This window comes from Rhizobium leguminosarum, from assembly GCF_019798305.1.
GTDB lineage: Bacteria > Pseudomonadota > Alphaproteobacteria > Rhizobiales > Rhizobiaceae > Rhizobium > Rhizobium leguminosarum_U.
In genome coordinates this window covers 1-20,670 of sequence record NZ_JAAXDD010000018.1, presented here as the reverse complement: position 1 = coordinate 20,670, position 20,670 = coordinate 1, and the positions used below count along the sequence as shown (strand labels likewise).

The following is a 20,670-nucleotide window of genomic DNA, read 5'->3' as shown; positions in this document are numbered from 1 at the left end:
ACGCGCGCTGGCGGATTCCGATTTTTTATCCTCTTGCCGGTCTGGTGCGAATGCCTGTCGCCCAAAAATGCGCAGCGGTTTTGGGACACGACATGCATAAACCAGAGACTTAAAGCGCATCGCACGACGCGCTTTTGTTACCGCACCGTGGGCGCGCAGAAGGTACCGTTTCTCTCCAGGCAGGTGTAGCTTGCCCCGAAATGCGACTGCGCACCGCCGCCGCCATTATGCACCACGACCGCCGAAAACGTGATCGCGAAGATCGCTGCAAACAGCGTGATGATGCTAAAGCGTCTTGCCAGAATATAGATGTTCATCCCCTTGTCCCCGATACGCAACTCTATCGTGAGAAGAGTTTTGGCATGCGACGGCTGAACGAGTGCTGAGATGCCGGTTCATCAGCCGTTCAGCTTGCTGGGCAGGGTCGGTCAGGTTGCGGAGAGGATCAGGAAGGGTTCGCCGGGGAAGTTCGACGCCATTCGACTTCGCCGGGTGGCCTAGCGGAGGAGGCCGCAAGGGGCTTCGAAGCATGCCGCCGCGTCGTCGGCATGCTTCTGCATTTGGGATCGTTGCGCAGGCGCCTATGGCCTCAGAGCCGCGTCCAGGTCTGCGATTTGCAGAGGACCTTCGTCACGCAGCCCTGCATCCTCAGCGAATTGCCGGAAACCTTGCCTGCGCCGCTATAGGTCTTCTCGGCGGCCGGGTCGGTGATCTCACCGGCATAGCTGCCGCCGGTTCCCGCAAGCGTGCCGATCTTTCGGCCGGCATATTTGCCGGTCTTCAGCGTCACGCAATAACTGCCGCCGCAGGATGCGATCACCGCCGTATCGCCGGCGGCCGTCTTCCAGTTGCCGACGATCGGCTCCTCGGCATGCGCGATACCCGCGATCACTGCAATCATGCTGGCGAGAACGAAGCTGCGGATCATCTTTTCCTCCATGATGTCCTCGATCGTCGCGAAAATAACTGACGCGAACGTAAAGGCAAATAAGGCCATCGCTGTTCTGCGGATCGGTGAAACGGCAGAAAAAAGCCATGCGCCGAGCTTGTAAAGACATCGCCTGCTGATTTCATGATGAACGGTCCGTTTATTTTCAAATCTGAATCTTTCGTAAAATTTAAGCGAAAATCCTTAATCCGCAAGGAATCTCATGTTTAACAAAAATCCAAATTTACCAAGCATTTGCACTTTGTTCGTCGCAAATTAATCATGCATTTTAGGCGTTTTTTGAAGGCCGCTTGGCATAGTGAAGCCATCAAACGAGCGGGGAAAACCCGCCGGACCGGAAGGGCCGCAAGCCGCGATAGACGGCAAGGCCCAGAGGTAAAACAGGGTAAGTCATAAACAGGCTAACAGGGATAAAACCGATGGCACGCTTTGAAATGCACAATGCTGAAACGGCCACCATGGGTGGCGACAACAGCGCCGATGTCTTCTGTGAAATGGGTCTGATGTATGCGACCGGCCGCGGCTGCGAAGTCGATCTCGTCGCAGCCCACAAATGGCTGAACATCGCCGCAATCAAGGGCAACGATCGCGCCGCCGAGCTTCGTGCCGACGTGGCCGCCGCCATGGACAAGATGCAGCTCGTGGCAGCGCTACGCGCCGCCCGCGAGTGGATGACGGTTCACTAGAACAGGATGATTTTAGGCCGCTTCGGCCTGAAGTTTGAATCCTGCTCCAAATTAAAGAGTCATCATGCTCTGAGACCGTCTCCGATCAGGAATTCGACAAGAGCGGCAATAACAACCTCAAAAAGAGGGGCTGGCGGGGCGCTTTGGACGGGGCCGACGCCGGGAGAAGAGAACCGCGACCGGATTTCCTCCACCGGCCGCGGTTCTTCTGTTTTATCGGCCGATCTTTTTCAGAACCTGCGGCAAAGCCTGTTCGAGCAGCGCCATATCCGCCTCCGGCCCGACGCTGATGCGGATGCAGCGGTTGAGGGGCGCCACACCAGGCATGCGGATGAAGACGCCGTGCTCTATCAGGCCGTCGACGATCGACCGCGCATTAGAGCCGTCGCGCCCTGTGTCGATCGCCACGAAATTTGTTGCCGAGGGCAGGGGGACGAGGCCGTTCGCCCGGGCGATGCCGCCGATCCGCTCCCGCGCCGCATGGATTTTCACGACCACCTCGGCGAGATAGGCCTGGTCCTTCAGCGCCGCGAGCGCCGCCGCCGTCGCCAACCGGTTCATGCCGAAATGATTGCGGATCTTGTCGAAGGCCTGCGCCGTGCCTGCCGTCGAGATCGCGTAGCCGGTGCGTGAGCCGGCAAGTCCGTAGGCCTTGGAGAAGGTGCGGGTGCGAACGACGTTCGGCATCTCGATGAGCGAGGAGATCGACGGCAGCGAACCTGCCGGCCCCGTCTCGCTATAGGCCTCGTCGAGCACCATCAGTGTCGTCTCTGGCAGCGCCCGGGCGAAAGCGACGATGCTGGCGGCATCCCACCAGCTTCCCATCGGATTGTCAGGATTGGCGAAATAGACGAGCGGCGCATTCTCGCGCTTCGCGGCATCGAGCAGACCATCGAGATCCTCGCGGTCGTTTGCGTAGGGAACGGTCACCAGCCGGCCGCCGAAACCCGCGACATGGAAATTGAAGGTCGGATAGGCGCCGAGCGAGGTGACGACGGGCGCGCCCGGTTCGATCACCAGCCGGACGATCTGGCCGAGCAATTCGTCGATGCCGCTGCCGATAGCGATATTGACGGCCGAGACGCCGAGATGGGCGGCAAGCGCTTCCCTGAGCGCGAAATTCTCCGGATCATTGTATTTCCAGATATTGCCGGCCTCCTCGCGCATCGCGGCAAACACGGAGGGCGCGGGGCCGAAGCCGTTCTCGTTGGCGCCGATGCGCGCCGAAATGGCAAGCCCGCGCTGGCGCTCGATGGCCTCGGGACCGACGAAGGGAACTGTGGAGGGCAGGGCGCTGGCAAGAGGTGTGAAGCGCGAAAAGGCGGACATGCGAAGGCGGTTTCCCGGACATATTGACAATCGGCGCAACAATAGGCCCGGGCACGGCCAAGGCAAGCAAGATTATTTCTGCGATAAGCCTGTTATGGGCCGGTTCACGCGCGGAAGATCGGCGCGCGTCGGGCGGCGATTGCCTCCATGTTGCCGACAAGGAAATCTGTGCGCACGACACGGCGCAGAACCTCGGGGTCCATGATGTTGATGAACCGCACCCCGATGCGTTCCTTGTGGCGATAGACCTCGGCGCATCCGATGCGATAGGCGAGGCCGAGAATGTTGAGATAATAATGCTTCGGCAGACCGGCCGTGGTCGAGACGATGAAGGTGGCGCCGCCCTGGGAGATATCGATGATCTCGGCGCTTCTCATCGAGACGCCGGTCAGGCACGGCCGGACGGCGACGATGCGGGCTGGCCGCTTGACGATGAATTCTTCCCAGCGCAGGTCGTAGACAGCGGACTTGACCGTGGCAAGGTGTGTAGCGCGGAGCATAGTCATTCACATTCTCCGTCAGTCAAGACGCATTTGGGGTCTTGATTTCATTCAAGCTGGGGTCTTGCTCCAACCAAGGTCACATGAATGTTTTGCACATTCGTCAAATATAAAATTACCATTTTAACGAGTTCAAATTTTGTGCCCAAGCGGGACGCCCGATGTTCATTATTGGGACGCGGCTTTCAGGCGAGCAGTGATGTCTTCATCGTCAATTTCCCGAACTTGGTCTTTCTACGCAGCAAGGATCGGCCGGATCGCCGGCCCGTTCGATTTCGGCGCAATTTTCCCGAACTCTTTCAATGGCCGAGCGTTGTGCCTTGATCGATGAAGCACGGCGCGCTTCGAATGACGACAGCGAGGAGTTGAAGATGACCGACGTCAAAATCCCTTGGAAATCATGGGTCGTGGTCTGCAACGGAGCCAAGGCTCTGATCATGCAGAATGCCGGCGGCGCCCAACTGATGAATCTGAAGGTGCTGGAAACTCTAACGCAGCCGAGTGAGCCCGATCGCGAGATCGGCGCCGACAAGCCCGGCCGCAGCCATGCAGCCGATGGCTTCAGCCGCAGTGCTGTTGAGGAGACCAACTGGCAGGATCAGGCCGAAGCCCAATTTCTGAAACAGGTCGCGGAAAGGCTGGACGAACTGGCGACGGAGAGGGATGCCCGCCGCATCATCCTCGTTGCGCCCCCGAAGGCGCTCGGCGCTCTGCGGCCCGCCCTCAGCGCCGATACGCAGGCGGTGATCACCGCGGAAGTGGCAAAGGACTATACCAATATGCCGGTCGACGAGATCGAGCGGCATCTCGCCGCCTGAGCCGTTAGATCAATTCCAGGAAAGTTGTGAAGCAGTTTTCCGTCCGGAATTGCGTAGAAACAGAAAGATAGAGCGGTTACCGCTCTAGCGGCACCCTGAGGAATCGCTGATCGAGAAGGCCGCGTTTTCGTGTCATGCCGACGGTCTCTGCCCGGCAAACAGCTCTTCATGATCGGCAAAGAGCGCCGCCAGGCGGTCGATGACGATCCTGACCTCCGGCCGTTGCCGTTCGTCGTCATGCGCAACGATCCACATCTCGTAGGTCAGTTCGTCGATGACAGGCCCGGCGCGGACAAGCCTGCTCTCCTGATCGCCGATGAAACAGGGGAGCACGCCGCGGCCGGCACCGCCGCGGATGAGGTAAAAGAGCATATGTGGCGTGTTCGTCCAGCTGGTGATCCAGGAATCCGGCTGTTCGAACGTCCATTTGTCCGCCGGCGTGATGGCGGTATCGGTGCCGAGCGAGATCCAGTTGCAGTTTTTCTCGTCATAGTCGGCCGCCTGATAAGCCGCATGCGCCACCTTGACCGAACGGCGGATAGCGACGTTGCCGCTCTCCGGCCGGCTGTGGCGAATGGCGATATGCGCCTCGCGATAGGTGAAATCGACGCTCGCATCGCGTGTCTTGTAGCACATGCGGAAGCTGTCCTTCGGCGTCCAGACGCTGGCCAGATGGTCGGCGACGAAGCGCGAGGTCCAGCTGTCGGCGGCCGTCGAGACGATCGGCAGTGTCAGCACCTCGCCGCGCCAGTCGGAGATCGCACGCGCCGCATCCTGCATCAGCCGGACACGATCGAGCAGCTCCTGCCCGTCCTTGGCCAGCAGATAACCGGTGGGGCCGCGGCTGAACAGCGATCGGCCGGTCACCCGTTCGAGCGCCAGCATGCGCCGGCCGATCGTCGGTGCGCTGAGCCCGGTGCTCGTCGCCGCCGCCGAAAGCCCGCCGCCGGTGGCAACATGGAAGAAAAGTTGCAGGTCGTCCCAGCTCGCATCTTTCATGGATGAAAACCCCCTTTCCCCAGCGCCTCTACATCGAAAGGGCGCGAAGGCTTAGCTCAAGTGCTCCAGCAATAGATGGAGGATGAAGCAATGCTTCTCAACTGGGTTGTTCTCTTCAGGGAGATCGAAACCCGCAATCGCCGGATCCGCCGCGGACGCTTGGCCGATCCGCTTGCCGATCCGCTGGATAGGCCGGAGTGGCGCGGATTTCTCTGGGCCGTTCCGGCAATCGCGCGTCTCGCCGCAATACGGGGCGGCGAAACAAAGGCGACGCGCCGTGATGATTCACGGATCGGAAAAAGCTTCAGCTTTCGAAGTTCAGTCGCAACACGTGGTGCAGGAATTCCGGATTGATCAGCATGTTGAAGCTGATCGTCACCAATTCGCCTTCTCGCTTGACCACGGTCGCACCGATCTCGTCATGGATGCCGAGGATTTCGAGGAAGAAATGGCTCGGCATTTCCAGGTTCGGGCTGACTTCGAGCAATGCGCCGGCAAGCGTGATCGTGCGGATCAGGCAGCGCACCTGCGTTCCGGTGCTGAGGTGATGGCCGACGAAGATGATGTTGCCGGGCCTGTCGAGATTGAATTCCCTGTAAGCGCGTTCCGGCTTGGGGTGTTCTGTGTCGAGGTGCATCTGAAAGGCCCTTTTAGCCTCCGCTGTAATACGACAGGATATTAGCTGAAGAATGCTGACATTTGCTGAAGAACACCGTTAAGATTGAATGCTTATGTGAAAGCCGCGGGAAAATCGCACCGTTTTCGTGCAGATTTGCCCCAAAGTTGCGCATTCCTGAGGCAGATCCGCCATTCTTGACATGTCGGCGGCGTTCGCGCATATAAAGGCCGGTTCGAGGCACCGGCCGCTCGCGGATGAAAATCCATGGTGAAGTCCTCGCGATCATGGTCACGGCCCTTTGTGCATGCTGACTGGCGGCAATGCGAGCTCCCATGCGCAGTCGAAGAGCATGCCTTCCTAAGGCTCAGTCCATGACGACGACCTATCCTGCCATTGAAGAATTGAAGGCTCAGGCCAAGCGCCTGCGCCAGGCGATGAACGATCGCGGCACCCCGCTGACCCACAGTGCGGCCCTGGAAATGATTGCCCGCCAGCATGGCGCGCGCGATTGGAACACGCTTGCGGCCCTGGCGGCAAAGCCCAACGGTGCTCCGAAGACGCCGCTCTTCGTCGGCGCGCATATTCGCGGCCGTTATCTCAACCAGCCGTTCACCGGCGAAGTTCTGGCGCTTTCGGTTCTGCCGGGCGGCGATCTCCACAGGATCACCATCCATTTCGACGAACCGGTAGATGTCGTTACTTTCGAGAGCTTTTCGGCCTTTCGCCGGCGCGTGAACGTGCAGATCGATGCCGACGGCGTCTCGCCGCGGAAGACCTCGAGCGGCGTGCCGCATCTGGTCCTCGATCTCTAGATTGTTTTTGTCCTTTTGAGGCCCGCCGGATCCAGATGATTTAGCTGGATCGGGCCCCGCCCCCTTATCGCACGGATTTCTCCATGATCGATCTTTCCGAAGGCAATGCCTTTCTTACTGGCTGGCTGCCGGGCGTCTTCATCAGGACGGCGGCACCGATCGTCGCGATCACTACCGTCAACGGCCTGTTCACCGTCGTCGATGCCTATTTCCTCGGCGCCTATGTCGGCCCGGACGCGCTCTCTGCCGTCAGCCTGATTTTCCCCGGGCTGATGCTGCTGGTCGCCCTGCAAGCGTTGGTCTCGAACGGCATGGCGAGCATCCTCGCCCGCCGGCTCGGCGCCGGCAATCGCGATGGGGCACGTCGGGTATTTGCCGGCGCGCATGCGCTGGCGCTCGCCGTCACCCTCATCCTCAATCTGGTCTACTGGACGGTGGGCAGGGAGATCATCGATGCCGGTGCCGCCGGCAATGCCACTGTTGCCCATGGCGCCACGTTGTTCATGGGCGCGATGATCGCCTGTGCGCCGGCCAGCTTCTTCCTGTCGCTGCATCTCGACGGGCTGCGCTGCGAAGGCAGGATTGGTTTCATGACGTTGGTGACGCTATCGGCCTCGCTGCTCAACATCCTCGCCAACTGGCTGTTCATGGCGGTGATGCATTGGGGCGTGCTCGGTTCGGCAGCCGGCTCGATCGCCTCGCAATTCGTCTGTCTCGCAGCCGTGCTTGCCTATCGCAGGCGCCGGCCGGCGGCATTGAGGCCTTCCCCGGGGTTGGCTCTTGCCGAATGGCGCGGCATCGTCGCCTTCGGCGCGCCGATGAGCCTCGGTTTCATCGGCATATCGCTGGCCTCGGCCGCCATTCTGATCAACGTCTCGCTCTGGAGCACGCATGACTACATCGCGACGGTGGCTGCCTATGGCATCATCACCCGGATCATGACTTTCACCTACCTGCCGCTGCTTGGCCTCGCCATCGCGCTGCAGACGATCGCCGGCAACAATCACGGTGCCGGCCTCGAGCTCCGCGTCGGCCGCAGTCTGCAGATCGCCATGCTCGCAGCACTCGTCTATTGCACTCTGGTGGAGATCACCGTCGAGGTGCTGGCTGGCCACCTCGGCACCGTCTTCGTTGCCGATCCGGCGATCATTGCCGAGGTCAGGCGGATTCTGCCCTGGACGATCGGCGCCTATTTTCTCTTCGGGCAGATGCTGATCCTGTCATCCTATTTCCAGTCGATCGGCGATGCACCGCGCGCGGCGATCTTCGGCCTGTCGCGGCCCTATCTGCTCACCCTGCCGCTCACCTTCCTGCTGCCCTTTGTCTTCGGCGAACAGGGAATTTGGATGGTGCCGGTCTTTGCCGAGGCAGGCATGTTCATTCTTGCCTTCCTGGTGCTGTCGCAGAATGCGAAACGCCGCGGCTGGCGCTACGGTCTTCTACCAACCTGAGACGGAAAAGCCGCGCTCATCAGCGCGGCTTTTCCTGCATCGTCTATTCCTTGCCGCTCGAAGCGGCCGTTGTCGCGGCTTCCGCCTCGTTCAGCGCCTCGGCGCATTCCTGGCAGCAGACCTCGACAGTCTTGCCGCCGAGCTTGACGGTAATGGCCTCTGCGCCGAGTTCGCAGTCGCAGGCAGCGCATGTAGTCTTCTTCATCTGGTGATCCTCCGGTTGATCGTCCCGCGATCGGGACAGTCTCATAAGACCATCGAACACCGCATTGCCGCTGTCGAAATCTTTAGCGATCGGACCTCCTCCATAATTCGAAGTGCTGCAGCGTCCTTTACGGCTATCGAGAAGACATGGCGGCGCTGTAGGCTTTCACCTGCGCCGCAGCTGCGCCGCTCGCTGGAATTCGGCCGGAGTCTGCCCGAAGGACTGCTTGAAGGAAGCGCTGAAATGGCTGTGGCTGGAAAATCCGAGATCAAGCCCGAGCGCCGTCAGATCCTCATACTGGCCGAGCAGATCAAGCGCGCGGGCAAGCCGCAGCCGCAGCTGGTAGCGATAGAGCGGTGTGGCCTCGACCTGCTGGAAGACCTGGGTGAGATAAACGGGTGAGACGCCCACTTCGGAGGCGATTTCCGAAAGTGTCCAGCGCCGCGCGAGATCGGAGGAAAGCACCAGCTTTGCCCGATCGACGAGTTTCTGCCGGCCGGCGCTGGCGCCCGCGGCATGCGATGTGCGCTCGCCGAGCGAACGGCGCACGAGCGTCAGCGCCAATATTTCCGCTTCCAGCGTTTCGGCGACGTTGCGGGTGAGACCATGACGCAGGAGAGCGACCAGGGCCTGCGCGCGCGGATCGATCCGTCGGCGCTGGCGGCGGAAGGCAAAAGGCGGGCCGGTCTGCACCTGCTCCTTCGGCGTAAGCTCTTCGAGCATGGATTCGTCGATCGCCAGATCGATGCAGGCGTCGCCGCCCTCGATGGGATGGCTGATCCGATATCCCTGGCCGGCATTGAAGAACAAGACCTGATTGGCTTCGGCCACAGTATCATTGCGGCCGACATGCCGCATGAAGACGCCGCGATAGGGATAGACGAGGCTCGTCCTGTGCGCGCATTCCTCGTTGCTTTTGTGCCGGCACTCGCCATTGCAGACGATGTCACGAATGGTGACCGTCTTCGTTTTCAGGAGCGGCGCTGTTGAAAACTGCGACATTGCGTGTTCCGGGTCAGACGGGCCGCCCGACGAGCCGACCGACTGCATAATTCCCTAAATCGGGATCGATTGAAAGAATTATGCAGCGGTTCAAAATGCTACGCCGTTCTTTGCGCGTCTTAAACGACGCACTACGCTGTAGGGCATGGTATCACGCTGACGTTTCAGTAGCGACTATAGACGTGGACGTCGCTTTCCGTCTGCCCCCTGGAAAGGCCGATATCCTTCAGCTGCTCATCGGAAAGTTCCATCAGCGCATTCAGGTTGCGTCGTTCGCTCACCTTTCGTGCCAGCCAGTGGGCAGCGGTGATGATCGCAATAAAAAGGCCGGGCCGTATAGAGCGCGAAGAGCGAATATTTCGGGCCGGTATCGTAAAATTCGAGCTGTGCATGGTGATCCTCCATCCGTGTTTGGATGGAGGCAGTGAACCATCAGCGGCAGTTTCGCGCTGTCAGATTATTTAGCGATCTGAGGAAGCCTTCACGCCTTCATCAGCCACTCATGTTCGGCGGCATTGTGGAATTTCCAGATCCGCTGCGGGCCGGCCATGACGTTGAGATAATAGAGATCGTAACCATGGCAGGCGGCGCAGGGGTGGTAGCCCTTCGGCACCAGCGTCACATCGCCGTCCTCGAGCGCCATCGCTTCGTCGAGCGAGCGATCGTCGGTGTAGACGCGCTGGAAAGCGAAGCCCTGCGGCGGGTTGAGCCGATGGTAATAGGTCTCTTCCAGGAAGCTCTCGTTCGGCAGGTCATCCTGGTCGTGCTTGTGCGGTGGGTAGGAGGAGGTATGGCCGCCCGGCGTGATCACCTCGACGACCAGCAGCGAATGCGCCGAACTGTCGTCCTCCGGCATGATATTGTTGACGTAGCGCACATTCGTGCCCTTGCCGCGTGTCACCTGCGGGTGCGTGCCGGGCGGGATCGCCTTCGCCTGATAGGTGCCGCCGCCAGGTGCGGAGCAGACCGCGAGCTCCAGATCGGTCTCCGCCGTCACCGACCATGTCGATTCCATCGGGATGTAGAGCGCATGCGGCGCGCCTTCGAACGGGTTCATCCGGCCGCCGAGCGTGCCGAAATCCTTGGTGCCGGCGGACGCCTTGCCCTTGCCTGTCACCCAGACGAGGCAGACCTCCCGATCGCCCGTCTCTCCCGAAACGGTCTCGCCCGGCTTCACTCGATGGAGATCGAAGCCGACATAGGTCCAGCCGGCGTTTTCCGGGGTGACATGGGTGACGCGGCCATGCGTGCCTGATGGTTTCACCTTGAGGTTTGGCATTGGTGTTTCTCCTCGTAAATTGGCGGGTGCGGCCCGCTCATCCGGCTGCCGCCACCTTCTCCCCGAGGGGAGAAGGGACATGCCGCGCCGTTTCCATTCCCCCTTCTCCCCAGCGGGGAGAAGGTGCCCGAAGGGCGGATGAGGGGGCTTCTTGCTCCAGCAGTCCGGAAGACGAACTCCTTGTGAGAGGAATCTCCGGGCAAACAGTTTTCTACGATCCCTTAGGAAAGCCTTCCGTTTCCACGGTATAGCCCGCGGCCGTCATGACGCGCATCAACTCGGCGTGTCCGATCTCGGCCATTTTCTGCGGTGGGGCCTTGCGCGGATCCTGTTCGGCCTCGACGACGAACCAGCCTTCATAGCCGTGATCGGCCAGCCGCTGGACGATGGCGCCGAAATCGAGCGAGCCGTCGCCCGGCACAGTGAACGCGCCAAGCGCCACCGCATCGAGGAAGGACTGCCGGCTGCGGTCCAGCCCATCCACGACAGGCTTGCGGATGTCCTTGACGTGAACATGGTTGATGCGGGCGTGGTGGTTCCCGATGGCGCGCAGCACGTCGCCGCCGGCAAAGGCCAAATGCCCGGCATCGAGCAGCAGCGGGATGCCTTCGCCCGAATGGCGCATGAAGGCGTCGAGTTCCGGCTCGGTTTCGACCACGGCGGCCATGTGATGGTGGTAGGAGAGCGGCATGCCCTGCTCGGCGCACCATTCTCCGAACCGGGTGACGCGGTGCGCATAGGCCTTCATCTCGTCATCGGAAAGACGCGGCTTGGTCGCGAGCGGCTTGGAGCGGTCGCCCTGGATGGAACGGCCTAGTTCGCCATAAACGATGCAGGGCGCGGCGACGGCCTTGAACAGTTCGATCATCGGCGCGATACGGTCCTTGTTGGCGGCAAGCTCCTCGTCAACAAGCGTGCCCGAGAACCAACCGCCGCACAGCGTGACGTCGGCGGCGCGAAGGATGGGCAACATCACCTCGGGATCGTCGGGGAAGCGGCGGCCCTTTTCCATGCCGGTAAAGCCGGCACCGCGTGATTGCCGCAGGCATTCCTCCAGGGACACATCGTCGCTGAGCTCAGGAAGATCGTCGTTCCACCAGGCGATGGGCGACATGCCGAGTTTGGCCTTCATCAACATTCTCCTTAAAAGCATTGCGGAAAAGCCGGGACGCTCTTCCGAGAAATAATAGCACTACAGCGCCGCGCGTCTTTTCAGACGCGCATAGGACGCTGTAGCACTTCGAATTGCTGCATAATTTTGTCCTTAAATCGGTCCCGATTTAAGGAATCATGCAGTAGATCAGCCGATGCGCTGGGCGGCGCGTGCTTCGACATAGCCCTTGCGCGCTTCGTTGACCTGTTCGCGCGGGCTGACCTCAGGCACCGCGACATCCCACCAGTGGCCGCCGGCCTCCGTGGTAACAAGCGGGTCAGTGTCGATGACGAAGACCGAGGTGCGGTCGTTTTTCTTCGAGTCGGCGATCGCCTGCTCCAGCTCGGCGATCGAGGCGACCTTGACGGCGATGGCGCCCATGCTTTCGGCATGCGTGCGGAAGTCGATCTCCGGCATCACCTCGTAATAGGAGTCCTTGAGCAGATTGTTGAAGTTGGCGCCGCCGGTTCCCATCTGCAGCCGGTTGATGCAGCCATAACCGCGATTGTCGAGCACGACGATATTGAGCTTGAGGCCAAGCATGACCGAGGTGGCGATCTCGGAATTCATCATCATGTAGGAACCATCGCCGACCATGACGACGACATCCCGTTCGGGACGTGCCATCTTGGCGCCCAGCCCGCCGGCAATCTCATAGCCCATGCAGGAAAAGCCGTATTCCATGTGATAGCTGCCTGGCGCCGTCGCCGGCCAAAGCTTGTGCAATTCGCCGGGAAGGCCGCCTGCAGCACAAAGCACCGTCGTAGTCTCGCCGCCGAGCGTGCGCGCCACCGCGCCGATCACCTGCGCATCGGAGGGCAGGGCGGCATTGGTCGTCGCCATCGCCCTGTCCGCGGCCTCCATCCAGACCTTCTTCTCCGCAGCCGCCTTCTCGACGAGGGCTGCCGGCGCCCGCCAGCCCGATAGCCCTGCCGACAGCGCCTTCAGCCCTTCGCGGGCGTCAGTCACCAGCGGATGGCTGTCGTGCTTCACCGCGTCATAGGCGGCGATATTGAGGCCGATCATCTTCAGGCTGTCGTTCTTGAACAGTGCCCAGGAGCCGGTGGTGAAATCCTGGCAGCGCGTGCCGACGGCGATGACCAGGTCCGTTTCTTCGGCGATCGCATTCGCCGCCGACGTGCCGGTGACGCCGACCGAGCCGAGCGCCAGCGGATGGGTCTCGTTGATCGCCGACTTGCCGGCCTGGGTGACGACGACGGGAAGGCCATGGGCCTCGGCAAAGGCGGCAAGCTCCGTCGTCGCCTGCGAATAAAGCACGCCGCCGCCGGCAACGATCACCGGCTTCTGCGACGCCTTGATCAGCGCGATGGCATTCGCCAGTTCGTCCGCATCCGGCTGCGGCCGGCGGGTCGTCCAGACTTTTTCATCGAACAGGCTTTCCGGATAATCGAACGCTTCTGCCTGAACGTCCTGGCAGAGCGACAATGTCACCGGGCCGCAATCCAAGGGATCGGTCAGGACCTGCATGGCGCGCTTCAGCGCCGAGATGATCTGCTCTGGTCGGGTGATGCGGTCGAAATAGCGCGAAACCGAACGGAAGGCATCATTGGCCGAAACCGTGCCGTCGCCGAAATCCTCGATCTGCTGCAACACTGGATCCGGCGCGCGGTTGGCGAAGACGTCGCCCGGCAGGAAGAGAACGGGAATACGATTGACATGCGCCACGCCGGCGGCCGTCACCATGTTCAGCGCCCCGGGGCCGATCGAACTCGTGCAGGCCATGAAGCGCGTGCGGAAATTCGCCTTGGCATAGGCGATGGCGGCATGCGCCATGCCCTGCTCATTGTGGGCCCGATAGGTGGTCAATTCCTCGCGCACCTGATAGAGCGCCTCGCCGATGCCGGCGACGTTGCCGTGGCCGAAGATCGCCCAGACACCGCCGAAGATCGGCACTTTCTTGCCGTCGACGATCGTCATCTGTACTTTCAGGAAATGCGCGACGGCCTGCGCCATCGTCAACCGTATCGTCTTGCCCATCGAGGCCTCCCGCAATCTTTCTTTTCGCGTTTCCCCTCCCCAACCGCTCCCCACAAGGGGAGGGGTTAACCTGCCGGGCTCCCTTCATTCTCGCCGCAACGTCTCCTCCAAAGGGGAGCTTGCTGATGGCGTGAGGCGGTGCCCCGGGTTAAGTCCCTCCCCCTTGTGGGGAGGGGTTGGGGAGGGGTCTTGATTCTAAGTCTACTGATGCCCGCGCGTCTTCAACCACGCTTCTGTCAGGTGCCGGAAACGGCCGGCCATATCGGCGATCGCTTCCTCATCATTCATTTCGCCTGAAAGCCAGGCGCGCGCCGGATCGGCAAAGATCGTCCGCCCGACGGCAAAGCCTTTCACGGAGGGAGCTGCCAGCGTCGCCTCGAAGCAGGAGATCAGCTCGTCGGCGGGCGCCTCGAGCCCCAGGAGCACGATACCGCGGCACCATGGATCATTTTTGGCGATCACTGCATCGATCTTCTTCCAGGCTTCACTGGATGCTTGCGGCTCCAGTTTCCACCAGTCCGGCTTGATGCCGAGCGCATAGAGCTCCTCCAGCGCGGTCGCGATCGTATCGTCGGTGAGCGGCCCGTTCTTGCCGGCGATGATCTCCACCAACAGCTCGCGGCCGACCTTGCGGGCGGCCTCGAAAAGCGCCCGCAGCTTCTCCTGCTGCTCCGTTTTCAATTCAGCCGGATCATCAGGGTGATAGAAACACAGGCATTTGATGCAATGGCCGAGCGGCCATTCCACAAGCTGCGAGCCGATATCCTGGCTGAATTCGAAGCGCAGCGGCTTCGAGCCCGGCAATTCCACCGGCCGGCCAATCCAGGAGAAATTCTTCGTCGCCGCATCGAAGAAAGCGTCGCGGCCGAAGCGTTCGTCGATCAGCATGCCGTAGCCGTCGCGACCGTTCGAAACCCGCGCCGCTGCCGCCACCGCCAGCCGTTTGAAGGCGACGATCTTATCATGGCCGACGCCGAGCTCATCGGCGACGCTGACGAGCTGCGAACGGTGGTCGATCGCCAGCGCCATCAAAAGCGGGATTTCGCCGCGCCGGGTCGATGCCCAGTGGATATGGTTGAGCGCCTCGTCCTTGCGCAGCGCCCGGTGTTTGCTGCCGGTCGTCAGGAAGAAGTCGAGTTCCGCCCAGGTCGGATATTCCGGCGAGCAGAGCAGACGGGAGACGGCGAAGGCGCCGCAGGCATTGGCCCAGGTGGCGCAGGTCTTCAGCGGCTCGTCGCGCAGGAAGCCACGCAGGAAGCCGGACATGAAGGCATCGCCGGCGCCCAGCACGTTGAAGACCTCGATCGGGAAACCCTGGCCGATGATGCCGGCTTCGAGATCGTCGGCGATCGGCCCGTCATAGACGATGCAGCCCATGGCGCCGCGCTTGAGCACGATCGTCGCCGGCGACAGCCGACGGATCTCCTTCAGCGCGCCGAGCACGTCGTCGGCGCCGGAAGCAATCAGGATTTCCTCTTCGGTGCCGACGATGAGGTCGCAATCCGGCAGCGTCTCCTTCATCTTCGAGGAGACCCGGTCGGATTTTACGTAGCGTTCGAAGCCTTCCGCATGGCCGGCAAGGCCCCAGAGGTTCGGCCGGTAATCGATGTCGAAGATCACCTTGCGGCCGTTCGCCTTGGCGATACGGATAGCCTTGCGTTGTGCGGCCTCCGTATTCGGCCGCGAGAAATGCGTGCCGGAAACGAGAACGGCGCGCGACGATCTGATGAAATCTTCGTCGATATCGCCTTCATCGAGCGCCATGTCGGCGCAGTCCGACCGATAGAAGATCATCGGCGACACGCCCTCGGCCTCGACTGCCAGCAGCACCAGCGCCGTCAGCCGCTCCTTGTCGGTGACGATGCCGTCTGTCGCCACACCTTCGCGCGCCGACTGCTCGCGGATGAAGCGTCCCATCTGCTCGTCGCCGACGCGGGTGATGAGGCCGGATTTGAGGCCGAGCCGTGCCGTGCCGATGGCGATATTGGCCGGGCAGCCGCCGACGGACTTGGCAAAGGAGCCGATATCCTCAAGCCGCGAACCGATCTGCTGGCCGTAAAGATCGACCGAGGAACGGCCGATGGTGATCACATCAAGCGCCGGCTCCGGCTGTGAACCCGGATTCGATTGTACCATGATGTCCTCCCGCTAGATTTTGCGCGGCTTCCAGTGCCTGCGAATTTTCAATAATGAAACATCGGTTCCGATATTTTGTCAATTCGGAATATTTATTCCATTTTGCCTTTTGCAGGTTTTGACTGCTGACGCTTACGCCGCCGCTCGGCGATTGCAACCGGCAGTGCCATGGTGATCGCCATCGAGGCCGAAAGCGAGCGGAAGCCGGCGAAATCGGCCTCCGCCACCTCGAACCAGTGCGTGGCGCAGGCGGCAAGCGGCGAAAAGGCCGAATCGGTGATCGCGATGACGGGGACGCCGCGGTCGGCAAGCTCCTGGCTCTGGCTAAGGCTGTCGGCCGCATAGGGCGAAAAGCTCGCCGCGATCGCAGCATCCTTCGGTGTTGCGAACTGCACCATCTCAGGGTCAACGCCGTTCGGCGAGGCGACGATCTGGTGACGGATGTTGAGCTTGGAAAAAGCGTAGGTCATGTGCGCCGTCAAAGGATAGGAGCGCCGTTTGGCGATCAGATAGATCGTCTCGGCGTTGGCAAGGATATTCACCGCTTTGGTGAAAGTATCGCTCTGCACCGTCGCCGCCAGCCGGTTGACCGACTGGTTTGCCGCGGCAATGAAGCCGGAGAGCAGATTGGCGTCCTCATCGTCACCGTTCGATTGCTCGAGCGTGACGAGGCGCTCTTCGTAGCTCAGCGTCCGGTCCCGCAATCTTTCGCGAAAGATGCTCTGCAGGTCGGAAAAGCCTCCATAACCCAGATGATGCGCCAGGCGCACCAGCGTCGAGGGCTGGACGTCGGAGGCGGCCGCGATGCTCGCCGTCGTTCCGAAGGCGATTTCGTCGGGATTGCCGAGCGCGAAGGCGGCGACCTGCGCCAGCCGCTTCGGCATGCTCGCCTTGCGCTCGATGATGGTGCTGCGCAGGCTTTCGAAATCGCGCGGCACACGCGCATGCCTCTGGGGATCGTTATCCATGCTTACGGCTCACGAGATGAAACAAACATTCCATATTATCGAACATAAACGATTTCAAACGACACGGCTAATTGTTTTTAATCCCCTGTAATTGAAGGCTTTTAGACAATCTGCTCGGGAAGGGCGCAGAAATGCCTGCGAGCAGGTCCTTGTCAAAATGATCCAAATATTCCAAAAATCCGCGCACAGCTCTGGAGGAGACGGGAATGAAGCCACTCGGCATCGGTTTGATCGGCACCGGTTATATGGGCAAGTGCCATGCGCTGGCCTGGAATGCGGTAAAGACGGTGTTCGGCGATGTCGAGCGTCCGCGTCTTGTGCATCTGGCCGAAGCCAATGCCGAGCTTGCTGAGACTCGTGCCGGTGAATTCGGTTTCGAGAAGGCGACGGCCGACTGGCGGGCGCTGATCGCCGACCCCGAGGTCGACGTCGTCTCCGTCACCACGCCCAATCAGTTTCATCCCGAGATGGCGATTGCAGCCCTCGATGCCGGCAAGCATGTCTGGTGCGAAAAACCGATGGCGCCGGCCTATGCCGATGCCGAGCGCATGCTGGAAACGGCGAAGCGATCCGGCAAGGTTGCCGCCCTTGGTTACAATTACATTCAGAATCCCGTCATGCGGCATATCAGGGCGCTGATTGGCGAGGGCGCTATCGGCACGGTCAATCATATTCGCGTCGAGATGGATGAGGATTTCATGGCCGATCCCGATGTCTTCTTTTATTGGAAGAGCGAGCTTTCCGCCGGCTACGGCGCGCTCGATGATTTCGCCGTCCACCCGCTGTCGTTGCTCTGGTATCTCTTCGGCCATGTCGAGGCCGTCATAACGGATATGGTGAGGCCCTATGCCGATCGCCCGCTGAGCGAAGGTGGTCGCCGTGCCGTCGAAAACCACGATGGCGCCAACGTGCTGATGCGGCTTGGCGGCGGCATCTCCGCCGTGTTGATGGCGAATCGCGCCGCCTGGGGTCGCAAGGGCCGCATTGCGCTGCAGATTTATGGCTCGAGAGGCTCGATCGTCTACGACCAGGAGCGGATGAACGAATTCGAGCTCTATCAGGCCGACGGTCGTGGCTCCGAACAGGGCTTCCGCAAGATACTGGCGGCACCCGCCCATCGGCCTTATGATCGGTTCATTCCGGCACCAGGCCACGGCCTCGGCTTCAACGATCTGAAGATCATCGAATGCCGTGAACTGATCCGGGCAATATCAGGCGAGTCGTCGTCGATCGTGACATTCGAAGACGGTCTCAGGATAGAGAAGTCGGTGCATGCCATGGCACAGTCCTTCCACGAGCGCCGCTGGATCGAGATCGGCTGAATGTAAGAGGCCGCTTTCCGTTGACGGCGCACGGGCTACTGCATAATCCCTAAAATCGGGACGATTTCAGGGATTATGCTGAAACTTAAAATGCGACAGCGTCCTTTGCGTGTCTGAAAGATGCGCGGCGCTTTAGGGGACAGGCCTTGGCATGGGTGTCGGGCGCAGCTTCAGGAGTGAGATCGTGACGGATAGACTGGTGATCATCGGCGCGGGACAAGCCGGTTTCGCATTGGCGGCCAAGCTGCGTGCGTTGAAGGATATGCGCCCGATCACCCTCCTCGGCGCCGAGGACGTCGCTCCCTATCAGCGCCCGCCGCTTTCGAAAAAATACCTGCTCGGTGAAATGGCCTTCGACCGCCTGCTATTTCGCGCCGAGCACTGGTATGCGGACAATGATGTCGATCTTCGCCGTTCGACCTGGGCCGAGCAGATCAAGCCGGACAGCAAGCAGGTTCTGCTGCAGGACGGCTCTGTTCTCGATTACGGCACGCTGGCGCTGACCACCGGCTCGACGCCGCGCCGGCTCCCGGCCGCAATCGGCGGCGATCTCGAAGGCGTCTATGTCGCTCGCGACAAGCGCGATGCCGATCTGCTTGCTGACGAGATGCGCCCCGGTCGCCGCGTCCTCATCATCGGCGGCGGTTATATCGGTCTCGAGGCCGCGGCCGTTGCCCGCCATCGCGGCCTGGAAGTCACCGTCATCGAGATGGCCGACCGCATCCTGCAGCGCGTCGCGGCGAAGGAGACCGCCGACATCATGCGCGGGATCCACGCGACACATGACGTGGTGATCCGCGAGAAGACAGGGCTCAAGCATCTGATCGGCAAGGATGGTCGCGTCACTGGTGCCGCACTTTCCGACGGATCGGTCATCGACCTCGATTTCGCCGTCGTCGGCATCGGCGTCGCGCCGAACGACCAGCTCGCCAAGGAAGCCGGCCTCGAAGTCGCCAACGGTATTGTCGTCGACGAATTCGCCCGTACATCCGATTCGGCGATCTTTGCGGCCGGCGATTGCGCTGCACTTCCGTGGCAGGGCGGCCGCATCAGGCTCGAATCGGTGCAGAACGCCGTCGACCAGGCCGAAGCAGCGGCAGCCGTCATCGCCGGCGGCAATGAGCCTTATGCGCCGAAGCCGTGGTTTTGGTCCGACCAGTATGACGTCAAGCTGCAGATTGCCGGTTTCAATCTCGGTTATGACGAGACGTTGCTGCGTCCCGGCACCCGTGAAGGCGCCCATTCGGTTTGGTACTTCAGGGAAGGCATGCTGATCGCCGTCGATGCCATCAACGACGCGAAAGCCTATGTGACCGGCAAAAAACTGCTGGAATCCGGGACTAACCCCGACAAATCGATTCTCGCCGACCCTTCTGCTGACCTTAAGAGCCTGCTCGTCTGAGATCGGCCTCTTCATCGAAGAGAACGAAGCGCGATCAAACTCCGCGGATCTCGGCCGGAGGCGAGGTCTGTTTGCGCGACCAGCCGAATAGCCGCTCGCTCATTTCTTCTGGTGAAAGCTCAAAAAACCCTTGCATTCACAGACCGGTCGCCATAGTTAGGCCGCACCGGAGAGGTGGCCGAGTGGTCGAAGGCGCTCCCCTGCTAAGGGAGTATACGTCAAAAGCGTATCGTGGGTTCGAATCCCATCTTCTCCGCCATTCTGATTTTCTGAGCGGCCGTCGATCTTTAGTTTCTGCCAAGGAATCATGTTCGCTTGGTCGGCTAGGTCTAGGGCCGCGAAACGAGAAAATCTCTCCCGCCCCTGAAGCGAGAGAATCGGTCGCGGGAATCACCTTCCACGTTCATGCCCCGGCAGGTGGCAAAAGCGGATCGGTGCATGTCCGGTTACGCTTCCGACAATCCTGATATTCCCCGCAAGGCCTGGATTTGTCAAAAAAGTGTCACGAATGTGTCGCAAAACGCATGTCCAATTCTTTGTTAACCCGACCTAAGCAGCCGCAAAATCAGGGTTTTCTTAACAAAACATAAAGGAAATCGAGGCCGGATGCCCGACTTGTGTCCTTTCAGCAACAGAATGTCGGGAAGGCTCCGCCAAACCCCCCATCCGAGTAAGTTGGTGATTGCGTGACGGCCCCCGTCTTGTATTTTCAGCGTCGGAAGCAAGGGCGACTGATCGTCCACTTCTTGAAACACGGGGATGGGGCAGGGAACGCTGCTCAGCGAAAGATCCCAAACCCGGATCGAAACTTTGAATTGGAGGTCATTTATGAACATCAAGAGCCTTCTTCTCGGCTCCGCTGCTGCTCTGGCAGTAGTTTCCGGTGCTCAGGCTGCTGACGCTATCGTTGCTGCCGAGCCGGAACCGGTTGAATATGTTCGCGTCTGCGACGCTTACGGCACCGGCTACTTCTACATCCCGGGCACCGAAACCTGCCTCAAGATCGAAGGCTACATCCGTTTCCAGGTCAACGTTGGCGAAG

General features: G+C 60.8%; 22 protein-coding genes and 1 tRNA gene. 9 read left to right on the top strand and 14 right to left on the bottom strand.

Annotated features, from left to right (window positions below; translation table 11 throughout):
* Positions 1-137 precede the first annotated feature (137 nt).
* Both HFO99_RS27715 and HFO99_RS27710 read right to left on the bottom strand, forming a co-directional pair.
* Positions 138-317 carry a hypothetical protein gene (locus HFO99_RS27715; RefSeq protein WP_018071015.1) on the bottom strand — a complete coding sequence of 60 codons (180 nt, stop codon included), beginning with the start codon at positions 315-317 and terminating at the stop codon, positions 138-140.
* Between the two features lie 272 nt (positions 318-589).
* Complete coding sequence (locus tag HFO99_RS27710; protein ID WP_222252738.1) at positions 590-928, bottom strand: DUF2147 domain-containing protein; 339 nt, start codon at positions 926-928, stop codon at positions 590-592.
* Positions 929-1,368: 440 nt separating this feature from the next.
* Here HFO99_RS27710 and HFO99_RS27705 point away from each other — a divergent pair, with 440 nt between their 5' ends.
* The gene (locus HFO99_RS27705) at positions 1,369-1,635 is read left to right on the top strand and encodes an SEL1-like repeat protein (RefSeq protein ID WP_018071017.1); all 267 of its coding nucleotides are present in this window, start codon (positions 1,369-1,371) and stop codon (positions 1,633-1,635) included.
* Between the two features lie 213 nt (positions 1,636-1,848).
* Here HFO99_RS27705 and HFO99_RS27700 read toward each other — a convergent pair whose 3' ends face one another.
* Both HFO99_RS27700 and HFO99_RS27695 read right to left on the bottom strand, forming a co-directional pair.
* The gene (locus HFO99_RS27700; RefSeq protein WP_222364856.1) at positions 1,849-2,964 is read right to left on the bottom strand and encodes a pyridoxal phosphate-dependent aminotransferase; all 1,116 of its coding nucleotides are present in this window, start codon (positions 2,962-2,964) and stop codon (positions 1,849-1,851) included.
* A gap of 104 nt (positions 2,965-3,068) precedes the next feature.
* Positions 3,069-3,470, bottom strand: coding sequence for a PilZ domain-containing protein (locus HFO99_RS27695; protein ID WP_222364854.1), 402 nt, complete (start codon positions 3,468-3,470; stop codon positions 3,069-3,071).
* A gap of 365 nt (positions 3,471-3,835) precedes the next feature.
* Between HFO99_RS27695 and HFO99_RS27690 the strand changes: the two genes are divergently transcribed.
* Positions 3,836-4,282: a host attachment protein gene (locus HFO99_RS27690; RefSeq protein WP_222252740.1), complete on the top strand. Its 447-nt coding sequence runs from the start codon at positions 3,836-3,838 to the stop codon at positions 4,280-4,282.
* A 132-nt stretch (positions 4,283-4,414) separates the two neighbouring features.
* On the opposite strand, the gene HFO99_RS27685 is transcribed toward HFO99_RS27690, so the two are convergent.
* Positions 4,415-5,281: a LysR family transcriptional regulator gene (locus tag HFO99_RS27685; protein WP_222332876.1), complete on the bottom strand. Its 867-nt coding sequence runs from the start codon at positions 5,279-5,281 to the stop codon at positions 4,415-4,417.
* A 90-nt stretch (positions 5,282-5,371) separates the two neighbouring features.
* Between HFO99_RS27685 and HFO99_RS33685 the strand changes: the two genes are divergently transcribed.
* Entirely contained in the window at positions 5,372-5,635 is a 264-nt protein-coding gene (locus tag HFO99_RS33685) for a hypothetical protein (protein ID WP_261316956.1), read from the top strand.
* On the opposite strand, the gene HFO99_RS27680 is transcribed toward HFO99_RS33685, so the two are convergent.
* Complete coding sequence (locus tag HFO99_RS27680; protein ID WP_024323752.1) at positions 5,586-5,918, bottom strand: hypothetical protein; 333 nt, start codon at positions 5,916-5,918, stop codon at positions 5,586-5,588. The genes HFO99_RS33685 and HFO99_RS27680 overlap by 50 nt on opposite strands.
* Before the next feature lie 353 nt (positions 5,919-6,271).
* Here HFO99_RS27680 and HFO99_RS27675 point away from each other — a divergent pair, with 353 nt between their 5' ends.
* Together HFO99_RS27675 and HFO99_RS27670 are read left to right on the top strand one after the other, a co-directional pair.
* Positions 6,272-6,712, top strand: a complete 441-nt coding sequence (locus HFO99_RS27675; RefSeq protein WP_222332877.1) for a glyoxalase superfamily protein — start codon at positions 6,272-6,274, stop codon at positions 6,710-6,712.
* A gap of 83 nt (positions 6,713-6,795) precedes the next feature.
* Positions 6,796-8,163 (top strand): MATE family efflux transporter, encoded by a 1,368-nt coding sequence (locus HFO99_RS27670; protein WP_222364852.1) that lies wholly within the window; start codon positions 6,796-6,798, stop codon positions 8,161-8,163.
* A 43-nt stretch (positions 8,164-8,206) separates the two neighbouring features.
* Here the strand turns inward: HFO99_RS27670 and HFO99_RS27665 are convergent, their stop codons facing one another.
* The 8 genes from HFO99_RS27665 to HFO99_RS27630 form a co-directional block, all read right to left on the bottom strand.
* Positions 8,207-8,368 carry a hypothetical protein gene (locus HFO99_RS27665; RefSeq protein WP_222332879.1) on the bottom strand — a complete coding sequence of 54 codons (162 nt, stop codon included), beginning with the start codon at positions 8,366-8,368 and terminating at the stop codon, positions 8,207-8,209.
* A 165-nt stretch (positions 8,369-8,533) separates the two neighbouring features.
* The gene (locus HFO99_RS27660) at positions 8,534-9,370 is read right to left on the bottom strand and encodes a helix-turn-helix transcriptional regulator (protein WP_222364851.1); all 837 of its coding nucleotides are present in this window, start codon (positions 9,368-9,370) and stop codon (positions 8,534-8,536) included.
* 164 nt (positions 9,371-9,534) lie between these two features.
* Entirely contained in the window at positions 9,535-9,762 is a 228-nt protein-coding gene (locus HFO99_RS27655) for a DUF1127 domain-containing protein (protein ID WP_222252746.1), read from the bottom strand.
* 89 nt (positions 9,763-9,851) lie between these two features.
* Entirely contained in the window at positions 9,852-10,649 is a 798-nt protein-coding gene (gene iolB, locus HFO99_RS27650; RefSeq protein WP_222310349.1) for a 5-deoxy-glucuronate isomerase, read from the bottom strand.
* A 211-nt stretch (positions 10,650-10,860) separates the two neighbouring features.
* Positions 10,861-11,781, bottom strand: a complete 921-nt coding sequence (gene iolE / locus HFO99_RS27645; RefSeq protein ID WP_222364850.1) for a myo-inosose-2 dehydratase — start codon at positions 11,779-11,781, stop codon at positions 10,861-10,863.
* Between the two features lie 168 nt (positions 11,782-11,949).
* Entirely contained in the window at positions 11,950-13,800 is a 1,851-nt protein-coding gene (gene iolD / locus HFO99_RS27640) for a 3D-(3,5/4)-trihydroxycyclohexane-1,2-dione acylhydrolase (decyclizing) (RefSeq protein ID WP_222364849.1), read from the bottom strand.
* 201 nt (positions 13,801-14,001) lie between these two features.
* On the bottom strand, positions 14,002-15,936 hold the full coding sequence (gene iolC / locus HFO99_RS27635; protein ID WP_222364848.1) for a bifunctional 5-dehydro-2-deoxygluconokinase/5-dehydro-2-deoxyphosphogluconate aldolase: 1,935 nt from the start codon (positions 15,934-15,936) through the stop codon (positions 14,002-14,004).
* Positions 15,937-16,028: 92 nt separating this feature from the next.
* The gene (locus HFO99_RS27630) at positions 16,029-16,904 is read right to left on the bottom strand and encodes a MurR/RpiR family transcriptional regulator (protein WP_222252751.1); all 876 of its coding nucleotides are present in this window, start codon (positions 16,902-16,904) and stop codon (positions 16,029-16,031) included.
* A gap of 206 nt (positions 16,905-17,110) precedes the next feature.
* Between HFO99_RS27630 and HFO99_RS27625 the strand changes: the two genes are divergently transcribed.
* From HFO99_RS27625 to HFO99_RS27610, 4 genes are all read left to right on the top strand, one after another.
* Positions 17,111-18,226 carry a Gfo/Idh/MocA family protein gene (locus tag HFO99_RS27625; RefSeq protein WP_222364847.1) on the top strand — a complete coding sequence of 372 codons (1,116 nt, stop codon included), beginning with the start codon at positions 17,111-17,113 and terminating at the stop codon, positions 18,224-18,226.
* A gap of 184 nt (positions 18,227-18,410) precedes the next feature.
* The gene (locus tag HFO99_RS27620; RefSeq protein ID WP_315860504.1) at positions 18,411-19,628 is read left to right on the top strand and encodes an NAD(P)/FAD-dependent oxidoreductase; all 1,218 of its coding nucleotides are present in this window, start codon (positions 18,411-18,413) and stop codon (positions 19,626-19,628) included.
* Between the two features lie 168 nt (positions 19,629-19,796).
* Positions 19,797-19,887 (top strand) — tRNA-Ser (locus HFO99_RS27615).
* Between the two features lie 569 nt (positions 19,888-20,456).
* A partial coding sequence (locus HFO99_RS27610; protein ID WP_222364845.1) for a porin occupies positions 20,457-20,670 on the top strand: 214 nt, incomplete at its 3' end.